The following is a 17,393-nucleotide window of genomic DNA, read 5'->3' on the forward strand; positions in this document are numbered from 1 at the left end:
GGCCAGCATCGCAGAACCACACGGGGAGGGAGAGCGTTACGCCGAACGGGGCGGAGCACCCTCCGAAGAGGCGCGCTCCGCCCTGTCTCAGGTCGTCGAGCGGCGCCTGCGCGCCCCCGGGCGGCGTTCGCTCGGGCGGGTGACCGGGTCGCCCGCCTCCAGGGCCGCCGCCCTGCGCTTCATGCCGAAGTCGGCCAGGGCCTCGGCGAGCTTGTGGACGGACGGCTCGGGGGCCATGACGTCCACGCGCAGGCCGTGTTCCTCGGCGGTCTTGGCCGTGGCCGGGCCGATGCAGGCGATCACCGTCACGTTGTGCGGCTTGCCCGCGATGCCGACCAGGTTGCGGACCGTGGAGGAGGAGGTGAACAGGACCGCGTCGAAGCCGCCGCCCTTGATCGCCTCACGGGTCTCCGCCGGCGGCGGCGAGGCGCGCACGGTGCGGTAGGCCGTGACGTCGTCCACCTCCCAGCCCAGGTCGATCAGCCCGGCCACCAGGGTCTCGGTGGCGATGTCGGCGCGCGGCAGGAAGACGCGGTCGATCGGGTCGAACACCGGGTCGTAGGGGGGCCAGTCCTCCAGGAGGCCGGCCGCCGACTGCTCGCCGCTCGGCACCAGGTCCGGCTTCACGCCGAAGGCGACCAGCGCCTTGGCGGTCTGCTCGCCCACCGCGGCCACCTTGATGCCCGCGAAGGCACGGGCGTCGAGGCCGTACTCCTCGAACTTCTCCCGGACCGCCTTGACCGCGTTGACCGACGTGAACGCGATCCACTCGTAGCGGCCGGTGACCAGGCCCTTGACCGCCCGCTCCATCTGCTGCGGGGTGCGCGGCGGCTCCACGGCGATCGTCGGGACCTCGTGCGGCACCGCGCCGTAGGAGCGCAGCTGCTCGGAGAGCGAGGCCGCCTGCTCCTTGGTCCGCGGCACGAGCACCTTCCAGCCGAACAGCGGCTTGGACTCGAACCACGACAGCTGGTCGCGCCGGTCCGCGGCCGAGCGCTCGCCGACCACGGCTATCACCGGCCGGCCGCCGTCCGGCGACGGCAGCACCTTGGCCTGCTTCAGCGTCTGCGCGATCGTGCCGAGCGTCGCCGTCCAGGTGCGCTGACGGGTCGTCGTACCGGCGATCGTCACCGACAGCGGGGTGTCCGGCTTGCGGCCCGCCGAGACCAGCTCGGCCGCCGCGCCGGCCACGGAGTCCAGCGTCGTGGAGACGACCACCGTGCTGTCGGAGGCGCCGACCTCGGACCAGCAGCGGTCGGAGGCGGTCCGGGCGTCCACGAAGCGGACGTCCGCGCCATCGGCGTCGCGCAGCGGCACACCGGCGTACGCGGGCACGCCGACCGCCGCCGCGACACCGGGGACGACCTCGAAGGGCACCCCGGCCGCGGCGCACGCGAGCATCTCCTCGGCCGCGTACGTATCCAGTCCCGGGTCACCGGAGACCGCACGGACGACCCGCCTGCCGCCCCGCGCGGCCTCCATGACAAGATGAGCGGCATCCCGGGCACCACCCGGGACAGCGGCGGGTGTTGACGTGCCGTCAACTACCGTCAGCTGGGGCGTGCCCGTGCCCGGCGGCGAGACCGAAGAGGGGTCGGCGTCCGTCTGCACGACGGAGACGCCCTGTCGGGCGTGCGTCCGGATGACGTCGAGCACCTCGTGCTCGGCGACCAGGACGTCCGCGTTCGACAGCGCCTCCACGGCGCGCAGAGTCAGCAGTCCCGGATCCCCGGGTCCGGCACCTAGGAAGGTGACGTGCCCGTGTTCCGGACCGGCGGCAGGAAGGGCGGTGGGGCTCAATGTGCTCGCTCCCCCATCAGACCGGCCGCGCCCTGGGCGAGCATCTCGGTGGCGAGTTCGCGACCGAGTGCCCACGCCTGGTCGTGCGTCTGGGGCACGGGACCGGTGGTGGACAGCTGCACCATGCGGGTGCCGTCGGTCGTGCCGACGACGCCGCGCAGGCGCATTTCCTTGACGATCTGCCCGTCGGCCAGAAGGTCGGCCAGCGCCCCCACGGGTGCGCTGCAACCGGCCTCCAGGGCGGCGAGCAGTGACCGCTCGGCGGTGACGGCGGCCCGCGTGAACGGGTCGTCCAGCTCACCGAGCGCGGCGATCAGGTCCGCGTTGTCCGCGGCGCACTCGATCGCCAGGGCCCCCTGGCCGGGGGCGGGCAGAACCGTGTCGACCGACAGGAAGTCGGTCACCTCGTCGATGCGGCCGATCCGGTTGAGTCCGGCGGCGGCCAGCACGACCGCGTCCAGCTCGCCGTCGCGGACGTACTGGATGCGGGTGTCGACGTTGCCGCGGATCGGGACCGTCTCGATGTCCAGTCCGTGCGCGCGGGCGTACGCGTTCAGCTGCGCCATGCGGCGCGGTGCGCCGGTGCCGATGCGGGCGCCGCGCGGCAGGTCGGTGAACTTCAGCGCGTCGCGCGCGACGATGACGTCCCGCGGGTCCTCGCGCTCCGGTATGGCCGCCAGGACCAGTTCCCCGGGCTGCGTGGTCGGGAGGTCCTTCAGCGAATGAACCGCGAAGTCGACCTCGCCCTTGAGCAGCGCGTCCCGCAGCGCGGTGACGAACACACCGGTGCCGCCGATCTGCGCCAGCGCCTCCCGGGACACATCGCCGTACGTGGTGATCTCGACCAGCTCGACGGGCCGGCCGGTCACCTCGCGGACAATCTCGGCCACCTGCCCGGACTGGGCCATGGCGAGTTTGCTCCGCCTGGTCCCCAGCCGCAGTGCCTTCTCACTCATGCTGGCCCTCGGTTCTTGTTCCGCGTGCTGTCCCCGGCCCCGGACACGGCCGCGGCCGGCTCGGAATCGAGGTCGAACAGGGTGCGCAGCGCGTCCGCGTACCCGGCGCCGCCGGGCTCGGCCGCGAGCTGCTTGACCCGTACGGTCGGCGCGTGCAGCAGCTTGTCGACGACCCGGTGCACGGTCTGCCGGATCTCGCCGCGCTGGCGCTCGTCCAGGTCGGGCAGGCGGCCGTGCAGGCGTGCCAGCTCGCCGGCGACCACATCGGCGGCCATGGTGCGCAGCGCGACCACGGTCGGGGTGATGTGCGCCGCCCGCAGGGCCGCGCCGAAGGCCGCGACCTCGTCGGCGACGATGCCCCGGACCTGGTCCACGTCGGCGGCCATCGGCGCGTCGGCGGAGGCCTCCGCCAGCGACTCGATGTCCACCAGCCGGACCCCGGCCAGCCGGTGCACGGCCGCGTCGATGTCGCGGGGCATGGCCAGGTCGAGCAGGAAGAAGAAGGGCGCGGGACGCTCGGCCACCGGCTCCGGCTTGCGCCGCTCGGGGATCCGCCCGACGGTGGCGGCGGTCGCGGCGAGCGCGGTGATCAGCTCGGCGTCCGCCTCGGGGCTGCGCCGCTCGCGGCGGTCGGCCGTGCTGCCGCCGGCGACCCAGGCCGCGTGCTGCTCCAGGGTGGCCGCGTCCATGCCGGCCACGGCGGCCTCGCCCATGACGGAGAAGCCGGGCTGCACGGCGGCCAGGTCCAGCGGGCAGTTGTCGTCGGCGCCGAGGCCGGTGGGGCGCTGCGGGGCCGCCGGCTTCACGGCCGTGAAACCGGTGGCGGCGACGGGCTGTCCGGTGCGGCCCTCGACCGCGTGCGCGACCGCCTCCGCCGTGAGCACCAGGCCCGTCGCGCCGGTACAGGAGACGACGACGTCGGCCCGGGTCAGCTCGTCGGCGACGGCGTCCATCGGCACCGCGCGGGCGGTGACCGCGTTGTCGTCGGCCTCCAGCAGGATCCGGGCGAGCCGCTCGGCGCGCTCGAAGGTGCGGTTGGCGACGACGACCTCGGCGACCCCGGCGCGCGCCAGCGTCGCGGCGGCCAGGGACGACATCGATCCGGCGCCGATGACCAGCGCCTTCTTGCCGCGGGCCCAGTCGGGCACGGCCGCGCCCACGGCCAGCTGCTCCAGGCCGAAGGTGACCAGGGACTGGCCGGCGCGGTCGATTCCGGTCTCGGAGTGGGCGCGCTTGCCGACCCGCAGGGCCTGCTGGAACAGCTCGTTCAGCAGCTTGCCGGCGGTGTGCAGCTCTTGGGCGCGGGCCAGGGAGTCCTTGATCTGACCGAGGATCTGGCCCTCGCCGACGACCATCGAGTCCAGCCCGCAGGCCACCGAGAACAGGTGGTGGACGGCCCGGTCCTCGTAGTGCACGTAGAGGTACGGCGTCAGTTCCTCCAGGCCGACCCCGCTGTGCTGGGCGAGCAGCGTGGACAGCTCGGCGACACCGGCGTGGAACTTGTCCACGTCGGCGTACAGCTCTATGCGGTTGCAGGTGGCGAGCACCGCGGCCTCGGTGGCGGGCTCGGCGGCGACCGTGTCCTGGAGCAGCTTGGTCTGGGCGTCCGCGCTCAGCGCGGCCCGCTCCAGCACGCTGACCGGGGCACTGCGGTGGCTGAGGCCTACGACGAGGAGGCTCATGCCGGCATCACGGCGGGGACGTCCCCGTCGGGTCCTTGGTCGGCGGAGGTCGCGCGGGGGGTGGCGGCGGGCAGGGCGCCGTCGCCCGCGGCGGTCTCCTCGCCGGCCTTGCGCTGCTCGTGGAAGGCGAGGATCTGCAGCTCGATGGAGAGGTCCACCTTGCGCACGTCCACGCCGTCCGGGACGGACAGCACGGTCGGCGCGAAGTTCAGGATGGAGGTCACGCCGGCGGCCACGAGCCGGTCGCAGACCTGCTGGGCGGCGCCCGCCGGGGTGGCGATCACACCGATGGAGACCCCGTTGTCCTTGATGATCTTCTCAAGGTCGTCGGTGTGCCGCACCGGGATGCCCGCGACCGGCTTGCCGGCCATCGCCGGGTCGGCGTCGATCAGCGCGGCGACCCGGAAGCCACGGGAGGCGAAACCGCCGTAGTTGGCCAGGGCGGCGCCGAGGTTGCCGATGCCGACGATGACAACCGGCCAGTCCTGGGTCAGGCCGAGTTCGCGGGAGATCTGGTAGACGAGATACTCCACGTCGTAGCCGACGCCACGCGTTCCGTAGGAGCCCAGGTACGAGAAGTCCTTGCGCAGCTTGGCGGAGTTGACCCCCGCCGCCGCGGCCAGCTCCTCGGAGGAGACCGTGGGGACCGAGCGCTCCGACAGTGCGGTCAGCGCGCGGAGGTACAGCGGAAGCCGGGCGACGGTGGCCTCGGGAATCCCTCGGCTACGGGTCGCCGGTCGGTGAGTTCGGCCAGTTGCCACGGTGCTCCTGCGGGTAGAGCGGGGCTGTAGGCGGTCACACGTCCCCAGACCGCCCCGTCGACAGCAGGCTATGTCTTTGTGAACGCGTGCACAAAGATGGTGTCCGATTTGCCCGGCAGAAGTGACCGGGGTCACGCCGGTTTCACACCCGGAGCGGGAACCGGCGCACACGCACCGCCGTTCCTTCGTTACTGGGGGCAAAACCGCACACTCTCCTCACGAATCCCGCCCCCGAGACCAAACCGCCGTCGATCCTAAGCGACTTTCCGGCCGGTTTGGACTAGTCGGTCAGTGCCCGGCGCAGCCGCTCCTCGTTCACGCGCCAGAAGGTGTGCTGCTCGCCGTCGACCAGGACGACGGGGATCTGCTCCCAGTAGCGGTCGTGGAGCTCCCGGTCCTGCGTGATGTCCTTGGGCTCCCACGGCACTCCGAGGTCGCCGCACACCTTCTCCACCACCGCCTGCGCGTCGTCGCACAGGTGGCAGCCGGGCTTGCGGATCAGGGTCACCAGCCGCGCTCGCGGCTCTGCCTTGCGTCGGAAGAGCGGACTCATACCGGCCATTCTCGCGCGCCCCGGCGCGCCCTTCGCCCGGCGTTCACACCACGCCAACCTCTCGACTCCGGAACCTTCGGACACAGTGGCTATGCTCGCGTCATGGCCGCTCTCGGATGGCTCACTCCCCGTAGGCGCTCCGCCACGGCGCGGAGCGTGTTGGCAGGCGAGGCTTCGGCGGAGGCCGCCCGCAAGTCCTCGCAGGAGACCGCCACGCCCGAGGAACCGCAGTTCCCGGTGCTCGGCGACGACAAGGCCGCCGCCTTCTTCGACCTGGACAACACGGTGATGCAGGGCGCCGCCCTCTTCCACTTCGGCCGGGGACTGTACAAGCGGAAGTTCTTCGAGACCCGCGACCTCGCCCGGTTCGCCTGGCAGCAGGCCTGGTTCCGGCTGGCCGGCGTCGAGGACCCCGAGCACATGCAGGACGCCCGCGACTCGGCGCTGTCGATCGTCAAGGGCCACCGGGTCGCCGAGCTGGAGTCGATCGGCGAGGAGATCTACGACGAGTACATGGCCGACCGCATCTGGCCCGGCACCCGCGCGCTGGCCCAGGCCCACCTGGACGCGGGCCAGAAGGTGTGGCTGGTGACCGCGGCCCCGGTGGAGATCGCCCAGGTGATCGCGCGCCGCCTCGGCCTGACCGGCGCCCTCGGCACGGTGGCCGAGTCGGTCGGCGGCGTCTACACCGGCCGGCTGGTCGGCGAGCCGCTGCACGGGCCCGCCAAGGCGGAGGCGGTGCGCGCGCTGGCCGCCGCCGAGGGGCTGGACCTCTCCCGCTGCGCGGCCTACAGCGACAGCCACAACGACATCCCGATGCTGTCCCTGGTCGGCCACCCCTACGCCGTCAACCCGGACGCCAAGCTGCGCCGGCACGCCCGCGAGCAGGACTGGCGGCTGCGGGACTACCGCACGGGACGCAAGGCGGCCAAGGTCGGCATCCCGGCCGCCGCGGGGGTCGGCGCGGTCGCCGGCGGCACCGCGGCCGCGATCGCCCTGAGCCGGCGGCGCCGGTAGCCGGGGCCGGACACGCCCCTCGTCCGCGCGCACGATGATGCCGCGGTCATTTCAATCCGCCTCGTACTTCACCGAAACACGTCTCTTTTCGCTCAACAACCGATCAAGTTCATGAACTTGACCCGGCATCAAACAGTCACAGAAGCGACGCAATCGATGATTTGAGCAACTCGGTGTAGCTACGCCTGTACGAAGCGTTATTCTCCTCAGACGCAAACCGGAACCCTTCCGTCGCTACGACGGGTGAATGGTCCCGCACTGCACGTGATGGAAGCTCTGCCTCTGGGAGTCCCGTGTACCCACACGTCGGGGTTGACGCCTCGGGCCTGGCTACGCTGCGCGCAACGGTCGCGACGGTCAAGGAAACACTGCGCGGCTTCGTCCCCACCGCGTACGCCGTCCCCGCCTTCGCAGCCGCCGCGCCCGCGGGCCCGTGCTACGCACTGGCCGACGGCGGCGCCGCCGTCGGCAGACGGGGGCGTGCCTCCGGCGCGGCCACCGCCCGCCGGCCGGCCGCCGACAGCGACAGCGCCCGCATGATGGAGCTCGTCGAACGCGCCCAGTCCGGCGAGGCCGAGGCCTTCGGCCGCCTCTACGACCAGTACAGCGACACCGTCTACCGGTACATCTACTACCGCGTCGGCGGCCGGGCCACCGCCGAGGACCTCACCAGCGAGACCTTTCTGCGGGCCCTGCGCAGGATCGGCACGTTCACCTGGCAGGGCCGCGACTTCGGCGCCTGGCTGGTGACCATCGCCCGGAACCTGGTCGCCGACCACTTCAAGTCCAGCCGCTTCCGCCTGGAGGTCACCACCGGCGAGATGCTCGACGCCAACGAGGTCGAGCGCTCCCCCGAGGACTCCGTCCTGGAGTCCCTGTCCAACGCCGCCCTGCTGGACGCCGTACGGCGGCTCAACCCGCAGCAGCAGGAGTGCGTCACGCTCCGCTTCCTCCAGGGCCTCTCGGTCGCCGAGACCGCCCGTGTCATGGGCAAGAACGAGGGCGCCATCAAGACCCTCCAGTACCGCGCCGTGCGCACCCTCGCCCGGCTGCTGCCCGACGACGCCCGCTGAGCGGGGCGACGGCGAGCGACGCTCAACTCACGCTCCGTCAAGGTGTGTTGCCTTTCCGAACCGCCCGCCCGCCGTCCGTAACCGAAGTGCCGCGCCAGTCGTTGTGCGGGATACAGGCTCCCTGTGGTCACGTCCCGGCCCTCCCTGATCACCCGATCCGGGGACCCGGCCGTGGGCGTGCAACCCTCAGGACCCCCTGGGGAGTCGACCGTCATGACGAGAGGAGGTGCCGCCAGTGATCGCGAACGTATCGGCGCACCGGCGGGCGAACGCCTTCGCCCAGGCCCTGGAGGAGCAGTCCGACCGGGACACGGCGGCCGAGCAGTCAGAAGACCCGGCGGGTTCCCCGCCGACCGCCGAGGAAGCGACCGGCCAGGGCGAGCTGCTGGCCCTGGCCGCGGGACTCGGCGCGCTGCCCAGGCCGCAGCTCGACCCGGAGGTCAAGGCCGTCCAGCGGGCCCAGCTGGTGGCCGCGATGGAGGCCATGCTCCAGGAGGGGACCGGGGCGGCGGACACGTCCGTACCGGAACAGCGTTCCCACCGGGCGAGGGGCGAGCACCGGGCGGGCCCGCTCGGCAAGCTCCGCCCGCGTACCCGGCTGACCAAAGGCCTCGCGGCCGGCGGGCTCAGCGTCGGGGTGGCCGCCGGGGCCTTCGGCGGGGTCGCCGCCGCCAGCTCCGACGCCCTGCCCGGCGACTCGCTGTACGGCCTGAAGCGCGGCATCGAGGACTTCAAGCTCAACTACCTGACCGACGGCGACGACCAGCGCGGCCAGACCTACCTCGACCAGGCCTCCACCCGGCTCGGCGAGGTCCGCCGGCTGCTGGAGCGCGGCCGGGGCGGCCACCTGGACCACGAGTCCATCGGCGAGATCCGCCGCACCCTGTCCGGGATGCGGCACGACGTCACCGAGGGCCACCGGCTGCTGCACGCCGCCTACCAGGCCGACCCGGACTCCCTGGGCCCCATCCAGGCGCTGGACGCCTTCTCCCGGTCCCACCGCGAGGCGTGGAGCTCGCTCAGCGACAAGCTCCCCGTCCAGCTCGGCGACGTCAAACAGGAGGTGTCCTCGGTCTTCGACGCCATAGACGAAGAGGTCGCCCCGCTCCAGTCGCTGCTCCCGCAGCAGCCGGCCCGGCCCGGCGAGGGCAGGCACCGGGGCGGCTCCGGCCCGGCGTCCCCCGGCTCCTCCGGCACCGAACGGCCGGCCCCGCCGGGCGCCACCGGCCACACCCCGTCGTCCCCCGGCCGGCACTCCGGCACCGGCACGCCGAGCGAACAGGCCACCGGCAGCGGCGGCGAGGGCCTCCTCGGCGGCGACACCGGCGGTCTGCTCGACCCGCCGAAGAGCGGCACCACCGGCAGCTCCCCGTCCGCCGGCAAGTCGCCGTCGGCCCAGCCGGACGTCACCATCCCGCCGCTCATCCCGGACCTGCTCCCCGGCCTCGGCATCGACGGCCAGGACGCGGACTGACGACCGGTACGACCACGGCCGTGAGGGCGCCCCTATCCGAGCAGGGGCGCCCCCACGGCCGTACCCGCCTGTCCGGGAGCACGCTCAGAAGAACACCGACCGCCGCTGCACCAGCAGCTTGTACAGCGTGTGCTGGATCTGCTCGCGCACCTGGTCGGTCAGGTTGAACATCAGCATCGGGTCCTCGGCGGCCTCCGGCGGATAGCCGTCCGTCGGGATCGGCTCGCCGAACTGGATCGTCCACTTCGTCGGCAGCGGGATCGCCCCGAGCGGGCCCAGCCAGGGAAACGTCGGCGTCAGCGGGAAGTACGGGATGCCCAGCACCCGGGCCAGCGTCTTGGCGTTGCCGATCATCGGGTAGATCTCCTCCGCCCCCACGATCGAGCACGGGACGATCGGCACGCCCTGGCGCAGCGCCGTGGAGACGAAGCCGCCCCGGCCGAACCGCTGGAGCTTGTAGCGCTCGCCGAAAGGCTTCCCGATGCCCTTGAAGCCCTCCGGCATCACCCCGACCAGCTCGCCCTGGCCCAGCAGCCGTTCCGCGTCCTCCGCGCAGGCCAGGGTGTGGCCCAGCTTGCGGGCCAGCTCGTTGACCACCGGCAGCACGAAGACCAGGTCGGCCGCCAGCAGCCGCAGGTGCCGGCCGGCGGGATGCCGGTCGTGCACCGCCACCTGCATCATCAGGCCGTCCAGCGGCAGCGTCCCGGAGTGGTTGGCGACGATCAGCGCCCCGCCCTCGGCCGGGATGTTCTCGATGCCCTTCACCTCGACCCGGAAGTACTTCTCGTACACCGGCCGCAGCAGCGACATCAGGACCTGGTCGGTCAGCTCCTCGTCGTAGCCGAAGTCGTCGACCTCGTAGTCCCCGGTGAGCCGGCGCCGCAGGAAGGCCAGCCCGGCCGCCACCCGCCGCTCCAGGCCACCGTCCCGGCCGTCGTCCTGCCCGTCGTCCTGTCCGTCGGTCCGCGACGGCTCCACCGGCTCGTCCTCCCCTGCCCACTCGCGGCCCGGCAGCGGCTGGACCGCGCCCCTCTCGCCCGGCTCCCCGAGCGGGCCGCGCCGGCCGCTCCCGCCGCGGCGGCGCGCCTGGCGCTGTGCGGCGTTCCCCCGGGACCGGTCGTCATCGAACGGAATGACCTTGGCGTCCGCCATCGTTGCCGCTCCTCAGTTGGCGCTGTGCGTCTGCGGGTGGCCGGCCGCCCTCGCGGACAGCGCGGCGACCCGGTCGACGGCCCCGGCGAGGGTCTGAGGCGGCAGCAGCCCCGGGCCCAGCGCGTGCGCGAAGTCCGCGAACGTCTCGGCCGTCGTGTAGCGGGGGGTGAAGCCCAGCGTCTCGCGCATCTGGCCGGTGTCCACCACCCGCCCGTGGGTGAGCAGCCGGATCTGCTCCGGCGAGAAGTCCGTCATACCGAGCGTACGCACCAGGGACCCGGCCCAGGTGACCGCGGGCAGCAGCAGCGGCACGGTGGGCCGCCCCAGCCGCCGGGAGCACTGCGACAGCAGCAGCACTCCGTCCCCGGCGATGTTGAAGGTGCCGCTGTTGAGGGTGGCCCGGCGCGGCTCGTGCGAGGCGATCCGCAGCACCTCGATGACGTCGTCCTCGTGCACGAACTGCAACCGCGGGTCGTAGCCGAACACGGTCGGCAGGACGGGCAGCGAGAAGTAGGAGGCGAGCGGGGTGTCCACGGTGGGACCGAGGATGTTGGCGAACCGCAGCACGCACACGGCGACGTCCGGCCGCCGCCGCGCGAACCCGCGCACATACCCCTCCACCTCGACGGCGTCCTTGGCGAAGCCGCCGCTGGGCAGCGACTTCGGCGGGGTCGTCTCGGTGAACACGGCCGGGTCGCGCGGCGCCGAGCCGTAGACGTTCGTACTGGACTTCACCACCAGCCGGCGCACGGCCGGCGACTTCTGGCAGGCGCCGAGCAGCTGCATGGTGCCGATGACGTTGGTCTCCTTGACCGTGGCCCGGCTGCCGCCGCCCAGCGCGGTGCCGGTCACGTCCAGGTGGACGACGGTGTCGGCGCCCGACTCGGCGAGCACGCGGGCGATCGTCGGCTGCCGGATGTCGGTCTGGACGAAGTCGGCGCCGCCCAGATGGTGCTCGGGCGGCACGGCGTCCACGGCGATCACCCGGTCCACCTCCGGGTCCCGCAGGATCCGCCGCACGAACCGGCCGCCCAGCTGCCGGGCCACTCCGGTGACGAGCACGACCCTTCCCACGATCGGCGCCTCCCTCCCGCGTATCCGGTGTCCCGCCTTCCCCGTGTGCGGCCAACCTAGCCGGTCGGCGGTGCGCTGGCAGGACCCCAGGGGTGCGGGGGGACGGATTTTCCCCCGTCGGCACATGCCCGGAACATGCCTGTGGCCCTCCACCACTGCTGGTGAAGGGCCACAGGCGGCACGCTCTCGCGGCGTCGCACGCGGACACCCGCTTGCGCGGGGGACCGCTTACTTCTTGTTGCGACGCTGAACGCGCGTGCGCTTGAGCAGCTTGCGGTGCTTCTTCTTGGCCATCCGCTTGCGCCGCTTCTTGATAACAGAGCCCACGACTACCCTCGCTCACTTCTCATCACTCGGTTGTTTGGGCGCCATGGGCCCACACGACCTACGAGGGGCTAGCCTACCCAACCGAGCGCCGAGGTCGTAATCGAGGGGGTCTTCCCCGGTCACCCGGGGGTCACCGTCAGGCCGTCTCCACCCCCACATAGCTGTCGCGGAGGTATTCGTGCACCGCTTGCTCCGGGACACGGAAGGACCGCCCCACCCGGATCGCGGGCAGATGACCGCTGTGCACCAGGCGGTACACGGTCATCTTGGACACTCGCATCACCGCGGCGACTTCCGCCACGGTAAGGAACTGAACCTCGTTCAGAGGCCTCTCGCCAGCTGCAGCCATGACACACCTGAACCTTCCGCACTCGACGGCCACCGGCTTCCCCTTCCGGTGACTCTTCGTCGTTGCGTGCTCACTCCCCAGACTAGGGGCGGGTGATGCGAGTGGGGAAGAGGTGCACCCATCGGCGGCCTACTGTGACAGACAGGCCCGATTGAGCACGTAGCGGGCCAGCGGCCGGTAGTGACCAGACCGGACTGCGTCATCAACCGGAACGACGACGGCCACCCTTCCCTCGGCCTCGCCGACGAACGGCGCCGGGTCGTCGGTGTCGGCCAGCCCGATGGCCTCGAACCCCAGCTGACCTGCGCCGCAGACCCATCCGTGATCACCGACCACCAGCTCCGGCAGCGGCCCGCCGGCCCGCGCCGCGGCCTCCAGCGCGACCCGAACCGGCAGTGGCGAGTGGCTGTGGGCACCCGGCTCACAACCGGGGCGCCCGCTCGCCGGTTCCCGCATCAGGGCAACCCCTCGTACGTAGTCGAGGCGATGCGGACGTAGTCCGAACCGGGTCAATATGTCGACACAATGACCCTGCGCGGGGGTGAGGACCTCACATCCCGCCGTTGACAGCGCGTCCGCCAGAGCGGCGTAGAAACCGAGCAGCCGCCGCGGGTGCCCGGTGCCCAGCAGCACGGGAGCGCCGCGCCGGGCCGCCGCACGGAGCCGCCCGGCGAACGCGTCCAGCGCGGCGAGCGTCCGCTCCGGATCGATCACGTCCGGCCCGCTCGTGTGGCCCGGGTCCGCCGAGACCCCGCACGTCCGCGCCATCAGGGCGAGCAGATCGGGGAACTCCCAGGTGCCCTCGGGATCGATTCCGATCAGCACGCGCGGATCCCGGGCCGCGAACAGCCGGTAACTGCGCAGGCTTTCCTCCCGCGAGGTCGCCACCACCCCGGCCAGCCCGGCGGCCACCAGGTGGGCACGGAGCGGGGCGGGGGACGACACGGATGCGATGGTCGCCCATCGGGACCGACGGCGGGGCGGAAACGGCGGGATTCGCGCGGATGGCCTAACACCCGTCCGCGGAGGAGCACTGTGGGCCACCCGGGGCGGGCAGCGCTACGGCAGCAGGCCCCGCAGCGGGAACACCGCCCGACGGGTGGCCAGTACGGCCTGGTCGATCCGGTCGGCGGGGTCGTAACCCCCCTCCCAGTCGGCGTACTCCACCGGCCACCGCCCGTCCGTCATCCGCCGCGGGCCGAGCTGCCGGGTCCGGGCGAACACCTCCCGCCGCCAGCCCTCGGGGATCTCCGTCTCCGGCGCGACCGGCCGGCCCGCCGCGATCCCCACCAGGTGCGTCCACGAGCGCGGTACGACGTCGACGACCGCGTAGCCGCCCCCGCCGAGCGCGACCCACTTGCCGTCCGCGCAGGCGTGCGCCAGCTCGTGGCACGCCAGCTGCACCGCCCGCTGCGCGTCCAGCGAGACGGCCAGGTGCGCGAGCGGGTCCTCGAAGTGGGTGTCGGCGCCGTGCTGGGAGACCAGGACCTGCGGCCGGAAGTCGGCGAGCAGCTCCGGCACCACGGCGTGGAACGCCCGCAGCCACCCGGCGTCCCCCGTGCCGGCGGGCAGCGCCACGTTCACCGCGGTGCCCTCCCCCGCGCCCGCGCCCGTCTCCTGCGGCCACCCGGTCCCTGGGAACAGCGTGCCGGGGTGCTCGTGCAGCGAGATCGTCAGCACCCGCGGGTCCTCCCAGAACGCGGCCTGCACCCCGTCCCCGTGGTGCACGTCGACGTCCACGTAGGCGACCCGCTCGGCACCCAGCTCCAGCAGCCGCGCGATCGCGAGCGCCGCGTCGTTGTACACGCAGAACCCCGACGCGCCGCCCGGCATCGCGTGGTGCAGCCCGCCCGCGAAGTTCACCGCGTGCTCGGCGTCCCCCCGCCACACCGCCTCGGCGGCGCCCACCGACTGGCCCGCGATCAGCGCGGACACCTCGTGCATCCCGGCGAACGCCGGATCGTCCAGCGTGCCGAGCCCGTACGACCCGTCGGCCCCCGCCGGGTCCTCCGACGCGGCCTTCACCGCGTCGATGTAGTCCTCCCGGTGGACCAGCTTCAGCGTCGACTCGCCGGCCGGTCTGGCCGCGACGACCGCCAGTTCCCGGTCGAGCCCGAAGGCGCCGACCAGCCGGCGGGTCAACTCCAGCCGGACCGGATCCATCGGATGGCTCGGACCGAAGTCATAGCCCGTTACTGCCTCGTCCCACATCAGCTGTGCGCGGCCGCTCATGCCCGCCACCGTATCGGTCCGGTTGAGCCGCGAACGACCTGGCGTATCCCAGCGTCACCAGCACCAACACCATCGGCACGAGCATCGCGCCCCGGTAGCTCCAGGCGTCCCCCAGGGCACCCACCAGCGGCGAACCGATCAGGAAGCCCACGTAGTTGAAGATGTTCAGCCGCGCGATCGCCGCGTCCGACGCCCCCGGACCGTGCTGCTCGAAGGCGTGCCGCCCGGCCGCCGCGAAGGTCTGCGGCACCAGCACGCACAGCCCCAGGCCCAGCAGCGTGAACCCGAGCATCCCCACCCACGGGCCGGACGCCAGCGCCACCACCGCGAACCCGCCGGCCGCGACCAGCGCCCCGAGCCGGATCACCGCCACCGCCCCGAACCGCCGCACCCCGAGGTCCCCGACCGCCCGCCCGGCCAGCGTGGTCACCATGTACACGTTGTACGGCACCGTCGCCAGCTGCTCCGAGCCGCCCAGCACGTCCTTCAGGTACTTCGCGCTCCAGTTGGAGACGGTGGAGTCCCCGATGTAGGCGAAGGTCATCACCAGGCACAGCGGCAGCAGCAGCTTGAACCCGTCCCCGCCGCCGACCCCACCGCCGGCCCCGCCGCCGTCTGCCCCGGCCTCCCGCTCCGGCGCCGGCTCGCCGTCGACGTACCACCGGCTCGCCACCAGCGCCGCCGGCAACAGCACGGCCACCACCGGCAGGTACGACACCCACAGCGCGAGGTGCCAGTGCGCCCCGGCCCAGGCCAGCGAGGCGCCCACGATCCCGCCCAGGCTGTACACGGCGTGGAAACCCAGCATGATGCTGCGCCCGTACGACCGCTGGAGGCTGACCCCGAGCATGTTCATGGACGCGTCCAGCGCGCCCACCGCCAGGCCGAAGACGCCCAGCGCCACCGCCAGCGCGGCCACCTGCCCGGCTCCGCCCGCCCCGGCCCCGAGCAGGGCCAGCAGCACCACGGGCTGGGACCAGCGCAGCACCCGGCTCGGCCGAACCCGCTTCACCAGCCGCTCGGTGGCCACGCTGCCCACCCCGGCGAGGATGGGCACGGCGGCCAGGAAGACGGGGAGCAGCGCGTCGGAGACGCCGTACCGGTCCTGGACGGCCGGGATGCGCGTCACCAGCAGGGCGAAGGCGGCACCCTGGGCGAAGAAGGCGAACGCCAGCGAGGCCCTGCCGCGCCGCAGCACATCAGTCATGGCGGCGAGGGTAGGGCCCCGGGGTAACCGTGGGTAGATCCAGCCAAAGGTGAATTTCGCTCAGCTCTACCGGCCGTCCGGCGGCGACCGGCTCCCCCGGCTCCTCGGCGGAGACCCATTCCAGCGGCTCCTCGGCGGACGTCAGGCCGCGACGGCCACCGCCGGGCGCTCGGCCCGGCCGGCCTCCGCCTCGGCCGTGAGCATGTCCTCCATGGGTCCGGCGGCGAGGCCACCGCTGAGCAGGAACCCGATCACCATCGCCGCGACCAGGACGACGGAGCCCAGCCACACCATGGTGTCCACCGGAACGGTGTAGGCGCCCACGACCCGCACCACGCACTCGGCCAGCAGGACCAGCCCCCACACCACGGAGAACACCCGCTCCTTGCGCCGGAAGACGGCGGATCCGGCCGCGGCCCCGGACACCAGCCGCTGGAAGGCGGCTTCCCTGGCCGGGTCGCCCTTCACCAGGAAGGGCTTCATGGCCTCGGTCATCATCGGCTTCCCCAGCCCGACGGAGACCAGGATCCCGATGGCCACCGTGCTGCTGACCCCGCTGTCCTTGGCGAGCATCAGCCGCGGGTCGCCGGAGACGAAACTCAGCAGCAGCGAGACGACGTTGACGACGAGGATCAGGACGGCCAGCGCGTTGGCACGGCGCTCCTTGACCACACTCCACACGGTCCGCACCGCGGGTACGACGCTGCTCCAGGCGAGCGCCGCGAAGGTGCTCATCCCGAAGGCTTCCTTGAAGAGGTAGTACGAGCCGAGCGGCACCGCCACATCGATCAGCAGTGGCTTGAAGTTGTCCAGCGCGCTCGGCGTGCCGCCGTGGTTCCCCGTGGTCTTCGTCATGCCCTCAGCATCGCGTTCGGGAGAGGTCCGGCAGTAGAAACGATCGTCCGCACCTCCGCATGACAAATGTCAGCCCGGGACCCGGAGCCGGGTCACCCCAGCAGGCCGGCCAGCTCCCCCATGTCCGAGAAGAGCCGCCCGGCGCCCGCGAGCCGCTCCGGCGGTGTCATGGCGGTGAACCCGTACACGTCCATCCCGGCCGCCACGGCCGCCTGGACGCCCAGCGGGGAGTCCTCCACGACCACGCACCGCCCGGGGGCCACTCCCATCCGCTGGGCCGCGTACAGGAACAGGTCCGGCGCCGGCTTGCCCCGCCCGACGTCCTCCGAGCTGAAGATCCGCTCGTCGGTGAACCACCGGTCGAGTCCGGTCGTGCGGTGTCCCACGCGTATCCGCTCGTGGCTCCCGGAGGAGGCCACGCAGTACGGCACCCCGTCCGCGGCCAGCTTCTCCAGTACGTCCGTCACCCCGGGCACGGGCCGCAAATCCCGCTCGAACGCGGCGAACACCCGCGCGTGGAAGACCTCGCCGAAGTCCTTGGGCAGTCGCCGGCCCGTGCGCTCCAGCACCAGATCGTGGACGCGGTGCATCGCCGAGCCCATGTAGTCGCGGATGGAGTCCTCGTACGACGTCGGGTGCCCGAGCTCGGTGAGATAGCCGGCCAGGAGCCGGTTGGAAATGGGCTCGCTGTCCACGAGGACACCGTCGTTGTCGAAGATGACGAGGTCATAGCGCATGCCGTCGACCCTAATGGACCGACAACGAATGAACCCGTAACGCAGAAAACCCCCGCACCGTAAGGTGCGGGGGTTTCCCTAAAATTTGTTCGGCGGCGTCCTACTCTCCCACAGGGTCCCCCCTGCAGTACCATCGGCGCTGTG

Annotated in this window: 17 protein-coding genes; 3 read left to right on the plus strand and 14 right to left on the minus strand. The window is 72.5% G+C overall.

Going from position 1 to position 17,393, the window contains the following annotated elements; genetic code table 11:
- Positions 1 to 87: 87 nt before the first annotated feature.
- The 5 genes from IH25_RS0136280 to IH25_RS0136305 form a co-directional block, all read right to left on the minus strand.
- On the minus strand, positions 88 to 1,800 hold the full coding sequence (locus IH25_RS0136280; RefSeq protein ID WP_037656333.1) for a bifunctional uroporphyrinogen-III C-methyltransferase/uroporphyrinogen-III synthase: 1,713 nt from the start codon (positions 1,798 to 1,800) through the stop codon (positions 88 to 90).
- Complete coding sequence (hemC, locus tag IH25_RS0136290) at positions 1,797 to 2,756, minus strand: hydroxymethylbilane synthase (protein WP_030621068.1); 960 nt, start codon at positions 2,754 to 2,756, stop codon at positions 1,797 to 1,799. Before hemC ends, IH25_RS0136280 begins: the two co-directional genes overlap by 4 nt.
- Positions 2,753 to 4,438, minus strand: coding sequence for a glutamyl-tRNA reductase (locus tag IH25_RS0136295; protein ID WP_030621070.1), 1,686 nt, complete (start codon positions 4,436 to 4,438; stop codon positions 2,753 to 2,755). Before IH25_RS0136295 ends, hemC begins: the two co-directional genes overlap by 4 nt.
- The gene (locus tag IH25_RS0136300; protein ID WP_030621072.1) at positions 4,435 to 5,199 is read right to left on the minus strand and encodes a redox-sensing transcriptional repressor Rex; all 765 of its coding nucleotides are present in this window, start codon (positions 5,197 to 5,199) and stop codon (positions 4,435 to 4,437) included. The genes IH25_RS0136295 and IH25_RS0136300 overlap by 4 nt, the downstream gene beginning before the upstream one ends.
- Positions 5,200 to 5,479: 280 nt before the next feature.
- The gene (locus IH25_RS0136305; RefSeq protein WP_107058535.1) at positions 5,480 to 5,761 is read right to left on the minus strand and encodes a glutaredoxin family protein; all 282 of its coding nucleotides are present in this window, start codon (positions 5,759 to 5,761) and stop codon (positions 5,480 to 5,482) included.
- 93 nt (positions 5,762 to 5,854) lie between these two features.
- Between IH25_RS0136305 and IH25_RS0136310 the strand changes: the two genes are divergently transcribed.
- The 3 genes from IH25_RS0136310 to IH25_RS0136320 all read left to right on the plus strand — a co-directional run bounded on the left by IH25_RS0136310 (position 5,855) and on the right by IH25_RS0136320 (position 9,316).
- Positions 5,855 to 6,769, plus strand: coding sequence for an HAD family hydrolase (locus tag IH25_RS0136310; protein WP_078844603.1), 915 nt, complete (start codon positions 5,855 to 5,857; stop codon positions 6,767 to 6,769).
- Positions 6,770 to 7,062: 293 nt separating this feature from the next.
- Positions 7,063 to 7,842, plus strand: a complete 780-nt coding sequence (locus tag IH25_RS0136315; protein WP_030621080.1) for an ECF subfamily RNA polymerase sigma factor, BldN family — start codon at positions 7,063 to 7,065, stop codon at positions 7,840 to 7,842.
- Between the two features lie 235 nt (positions 7,843 to 8,077).
- The gene (locus IH25_RS0136320; RefSeq protein ID WP_030621083.1) at positions 8,078 to 9,316 is read left to right on the plus strand and encodes a DUF5667 domain-containing protein; all 1,239 of its coding nucleotides are present in this window, start codon (positions 8,078 to 8,080) and stop codon (positions 9,314 to 9,316) included.
- Positions 9,317 to 9,400: 84 nt separating this feature from the next.
- Here IH25_RS0136320 and IH25_RS0136325 read toward each other — a convergent pair whose 3' ends face one another.
- The 9 genes from IH25_RS0136325 to IH25_RS0136365 form a co-directional block, all read right to left on the minus strand.
- Positions 9,401 to 10,468, minus strand: a complete 1,068-nt coding sequence (locus IH25_RS0136325; protein ID WP_030621085.1) for a lysophospholipid acyltransferase family protein — start codon at positions 10,466 to 10,468, stop codon at positions 9,401 to 9,403.
- Positions 10,469 to 10,480: 12 nt separating this feature from the next.
- Positions 10,481 to 11,542 carry an NAD-dependent epimerase/dehydratase family protein gene (locus IH25_RS0136330; RefSeq protein ID WP_030621088.1) on the minus strand — a complete coding sequence of 354 codons (1,062 nt, stop codon included), beginning with the start codon at positions 11,540 to 11,542 and terminating at the stop codon, positions 10,481 to 10,483.
- Between the two features lie 228 nt (positions 11,543 to 11,770).
- Positions 11,771 to 11,869, minus strand: a complete 99-nt coding sequence (locus tag IH25_RS40355) for a 30S ribosomal protein bS22 (protein WP_003948845.1) — start codon at positions 11,867 to 11,869, stop codon at positions 11,771 to 11,773.
- A 136-nt stretch (positions 11,870 to 12,005) separates the two neighbouring features.
- Entirely contained in the window at positions 12,006 to 12,218 is a 213-nt protein-coding gene (locus tag IH25_RS0136340; protein WP_157847082.1) for a helix-turn-helix domain-containing protein, read from the minus strand.
- A gap of 129 nt (positions 12,219 to 12,347) precedes the next feature.
- On the minus strand, positions 12,348 to 13,163 hold the full coding sequence (locus tag IH25_RS0136345) for a phosphatase (protein WP_030621095.1): 816 nt from the start codon (positions 13,161 to 13,163) through the stop codon (positions 12,348 to 12,350).
- 114 nt (positions 13,164 to 13,277) lie between these two features.
- Complete coding sequence (locus IH25_RS0136350) at positions 13,278 to 14,450, minus strand: acetoin utilization protein AcuC (protein ID WP_030621098.1); 1,173 nt, start codon at positions 14,448 to 14,450, stop codon at positions 13,278 to 13,280.
- Positions 14,401 to 15,657 carry an MFS transporter gene (locus tag IH25_RS0136355; RefSeq protein WP_030621100.1) on the minus strand — a complete coding sequence of 419 codons (1,257 nt, stop codon included), beginning with the start codon at positions 15,655 to 15,657 and terminating at the stop codon, positions 14,401 to 14,403. The genes IH25_RS0136350 and IH25_RS0136355 overlap by 50 nt, the downstream gene beginning before the upstream one ends.
- Positions 15,658 to 15,798: 141 nt before the next feature.
- Positions 15,799 to 16,512: a VC0807 family protein gene (locus IH25_RS0136360; protein ID WP_030621103.1), complete on the minus strand. Its 714-nt coding sequence runs from the start codon at positions 16,510 to 16,512 to the stop codon at positions 15,799 to 15,801.
- 92 nt (positions 16,513 to 16,604) lie between these two features.
- Positions 16,605 to 17,249, minus strand: a complete 645-nt coding sequence (locus IH25_RS0136365) for an HAD family hydrolase (RefSeq protein WP_030621106.1) — start codon at positions 17,247 to 17,249, stop codon at positions 16,605 to 16,607.
- Positions 17,250 to 17,393 lie beyond the last annotated feature (144 nt).

It is taken from the genome of Streptomyces achromogenes subsp. achromogenes (assembly GCF_000720835.1).
GTDB classification, from domain to species: Bacteria; Actinomycetota; Actinomycetes; order Streptomycetales; family Streptomycetaceae; genus Streptomyces; species Streptomyces achromogenes.

Bases quoted from the DNA above. Each gene is read 5' to 3' on its own strand.
- IH25_RS0136325 (WP_030621085.1), bottom strand. From the start codon at position 10,468: ATGGCGGACGCCAAGGTCATTCCGTTCGATGACGACCGGTCCCGGGGG.
- IH25_RS0136310 (WP_078844603.1), top strand. From the start codon at position 5,855: ATGGCCGCTCTCGGATGGCTCACTCCCCGTAGGCGCTCCGCCACGGCG.
- IH25_RS0136350 (WP_030621098.1), bottom strand. From the start codon at position 14,450: ATGAGCGGCCGCGCACAGCTGATGTGGGACGAGGCAGTAACGGGCTAT.
- IH25_RS0136295 (WP_030621070.1), bottom strand. From the start codon at position 4,438: ATGAGCCTCCTCGTCGTAGGCCTCAGCCACCGCAGTGCCCCGGTCAGC.
- IH25_RS0136305 (WP_107058535.1), bottom strand. From the start codon at position 5,761: ATGGCCGGTATGAGTCCGCTCTTCCGACGCAAGGCAGAGCCGCGAGCG.
- IH25_RS0136355 (WP_030621100.1), bottom strand. From the start codon at position 15,657: ATGACTGATGTGCTGCGGCGCGGCAGGGCCTCGCTGGCGTTCGCCTTC.
- IH25_RS0136360 (WP_030621103.1), bottom strand. From the start codon at position 16,512: ATGACGAAGACCACGGGGAACCACGGCGGCACGCCGAGCGCGCTGGAC.
- IH25_RS0136340 (WP_157847082.1), bottom strand. From the start codon at position 12,218: ATGGCTGCAGCTGGCGAGAGGCCTCTGAACGAGGTTCAGTTCCTTACC.
- hemC (WP_030621068.1), bottom strand. From the start codon at position 2,756: ATGAGTGAGAAGGCACTGCGGCTGGGGACCAGGCGGAGCAAACTCGCC.
- IH25_RS0136365 (WP_030621106.1), bottom strand. From the start codon at position 17,249: ATGCGCTATGACCTCGTCATCTTCGACAACGACGGTGTCCTCGTGGAC.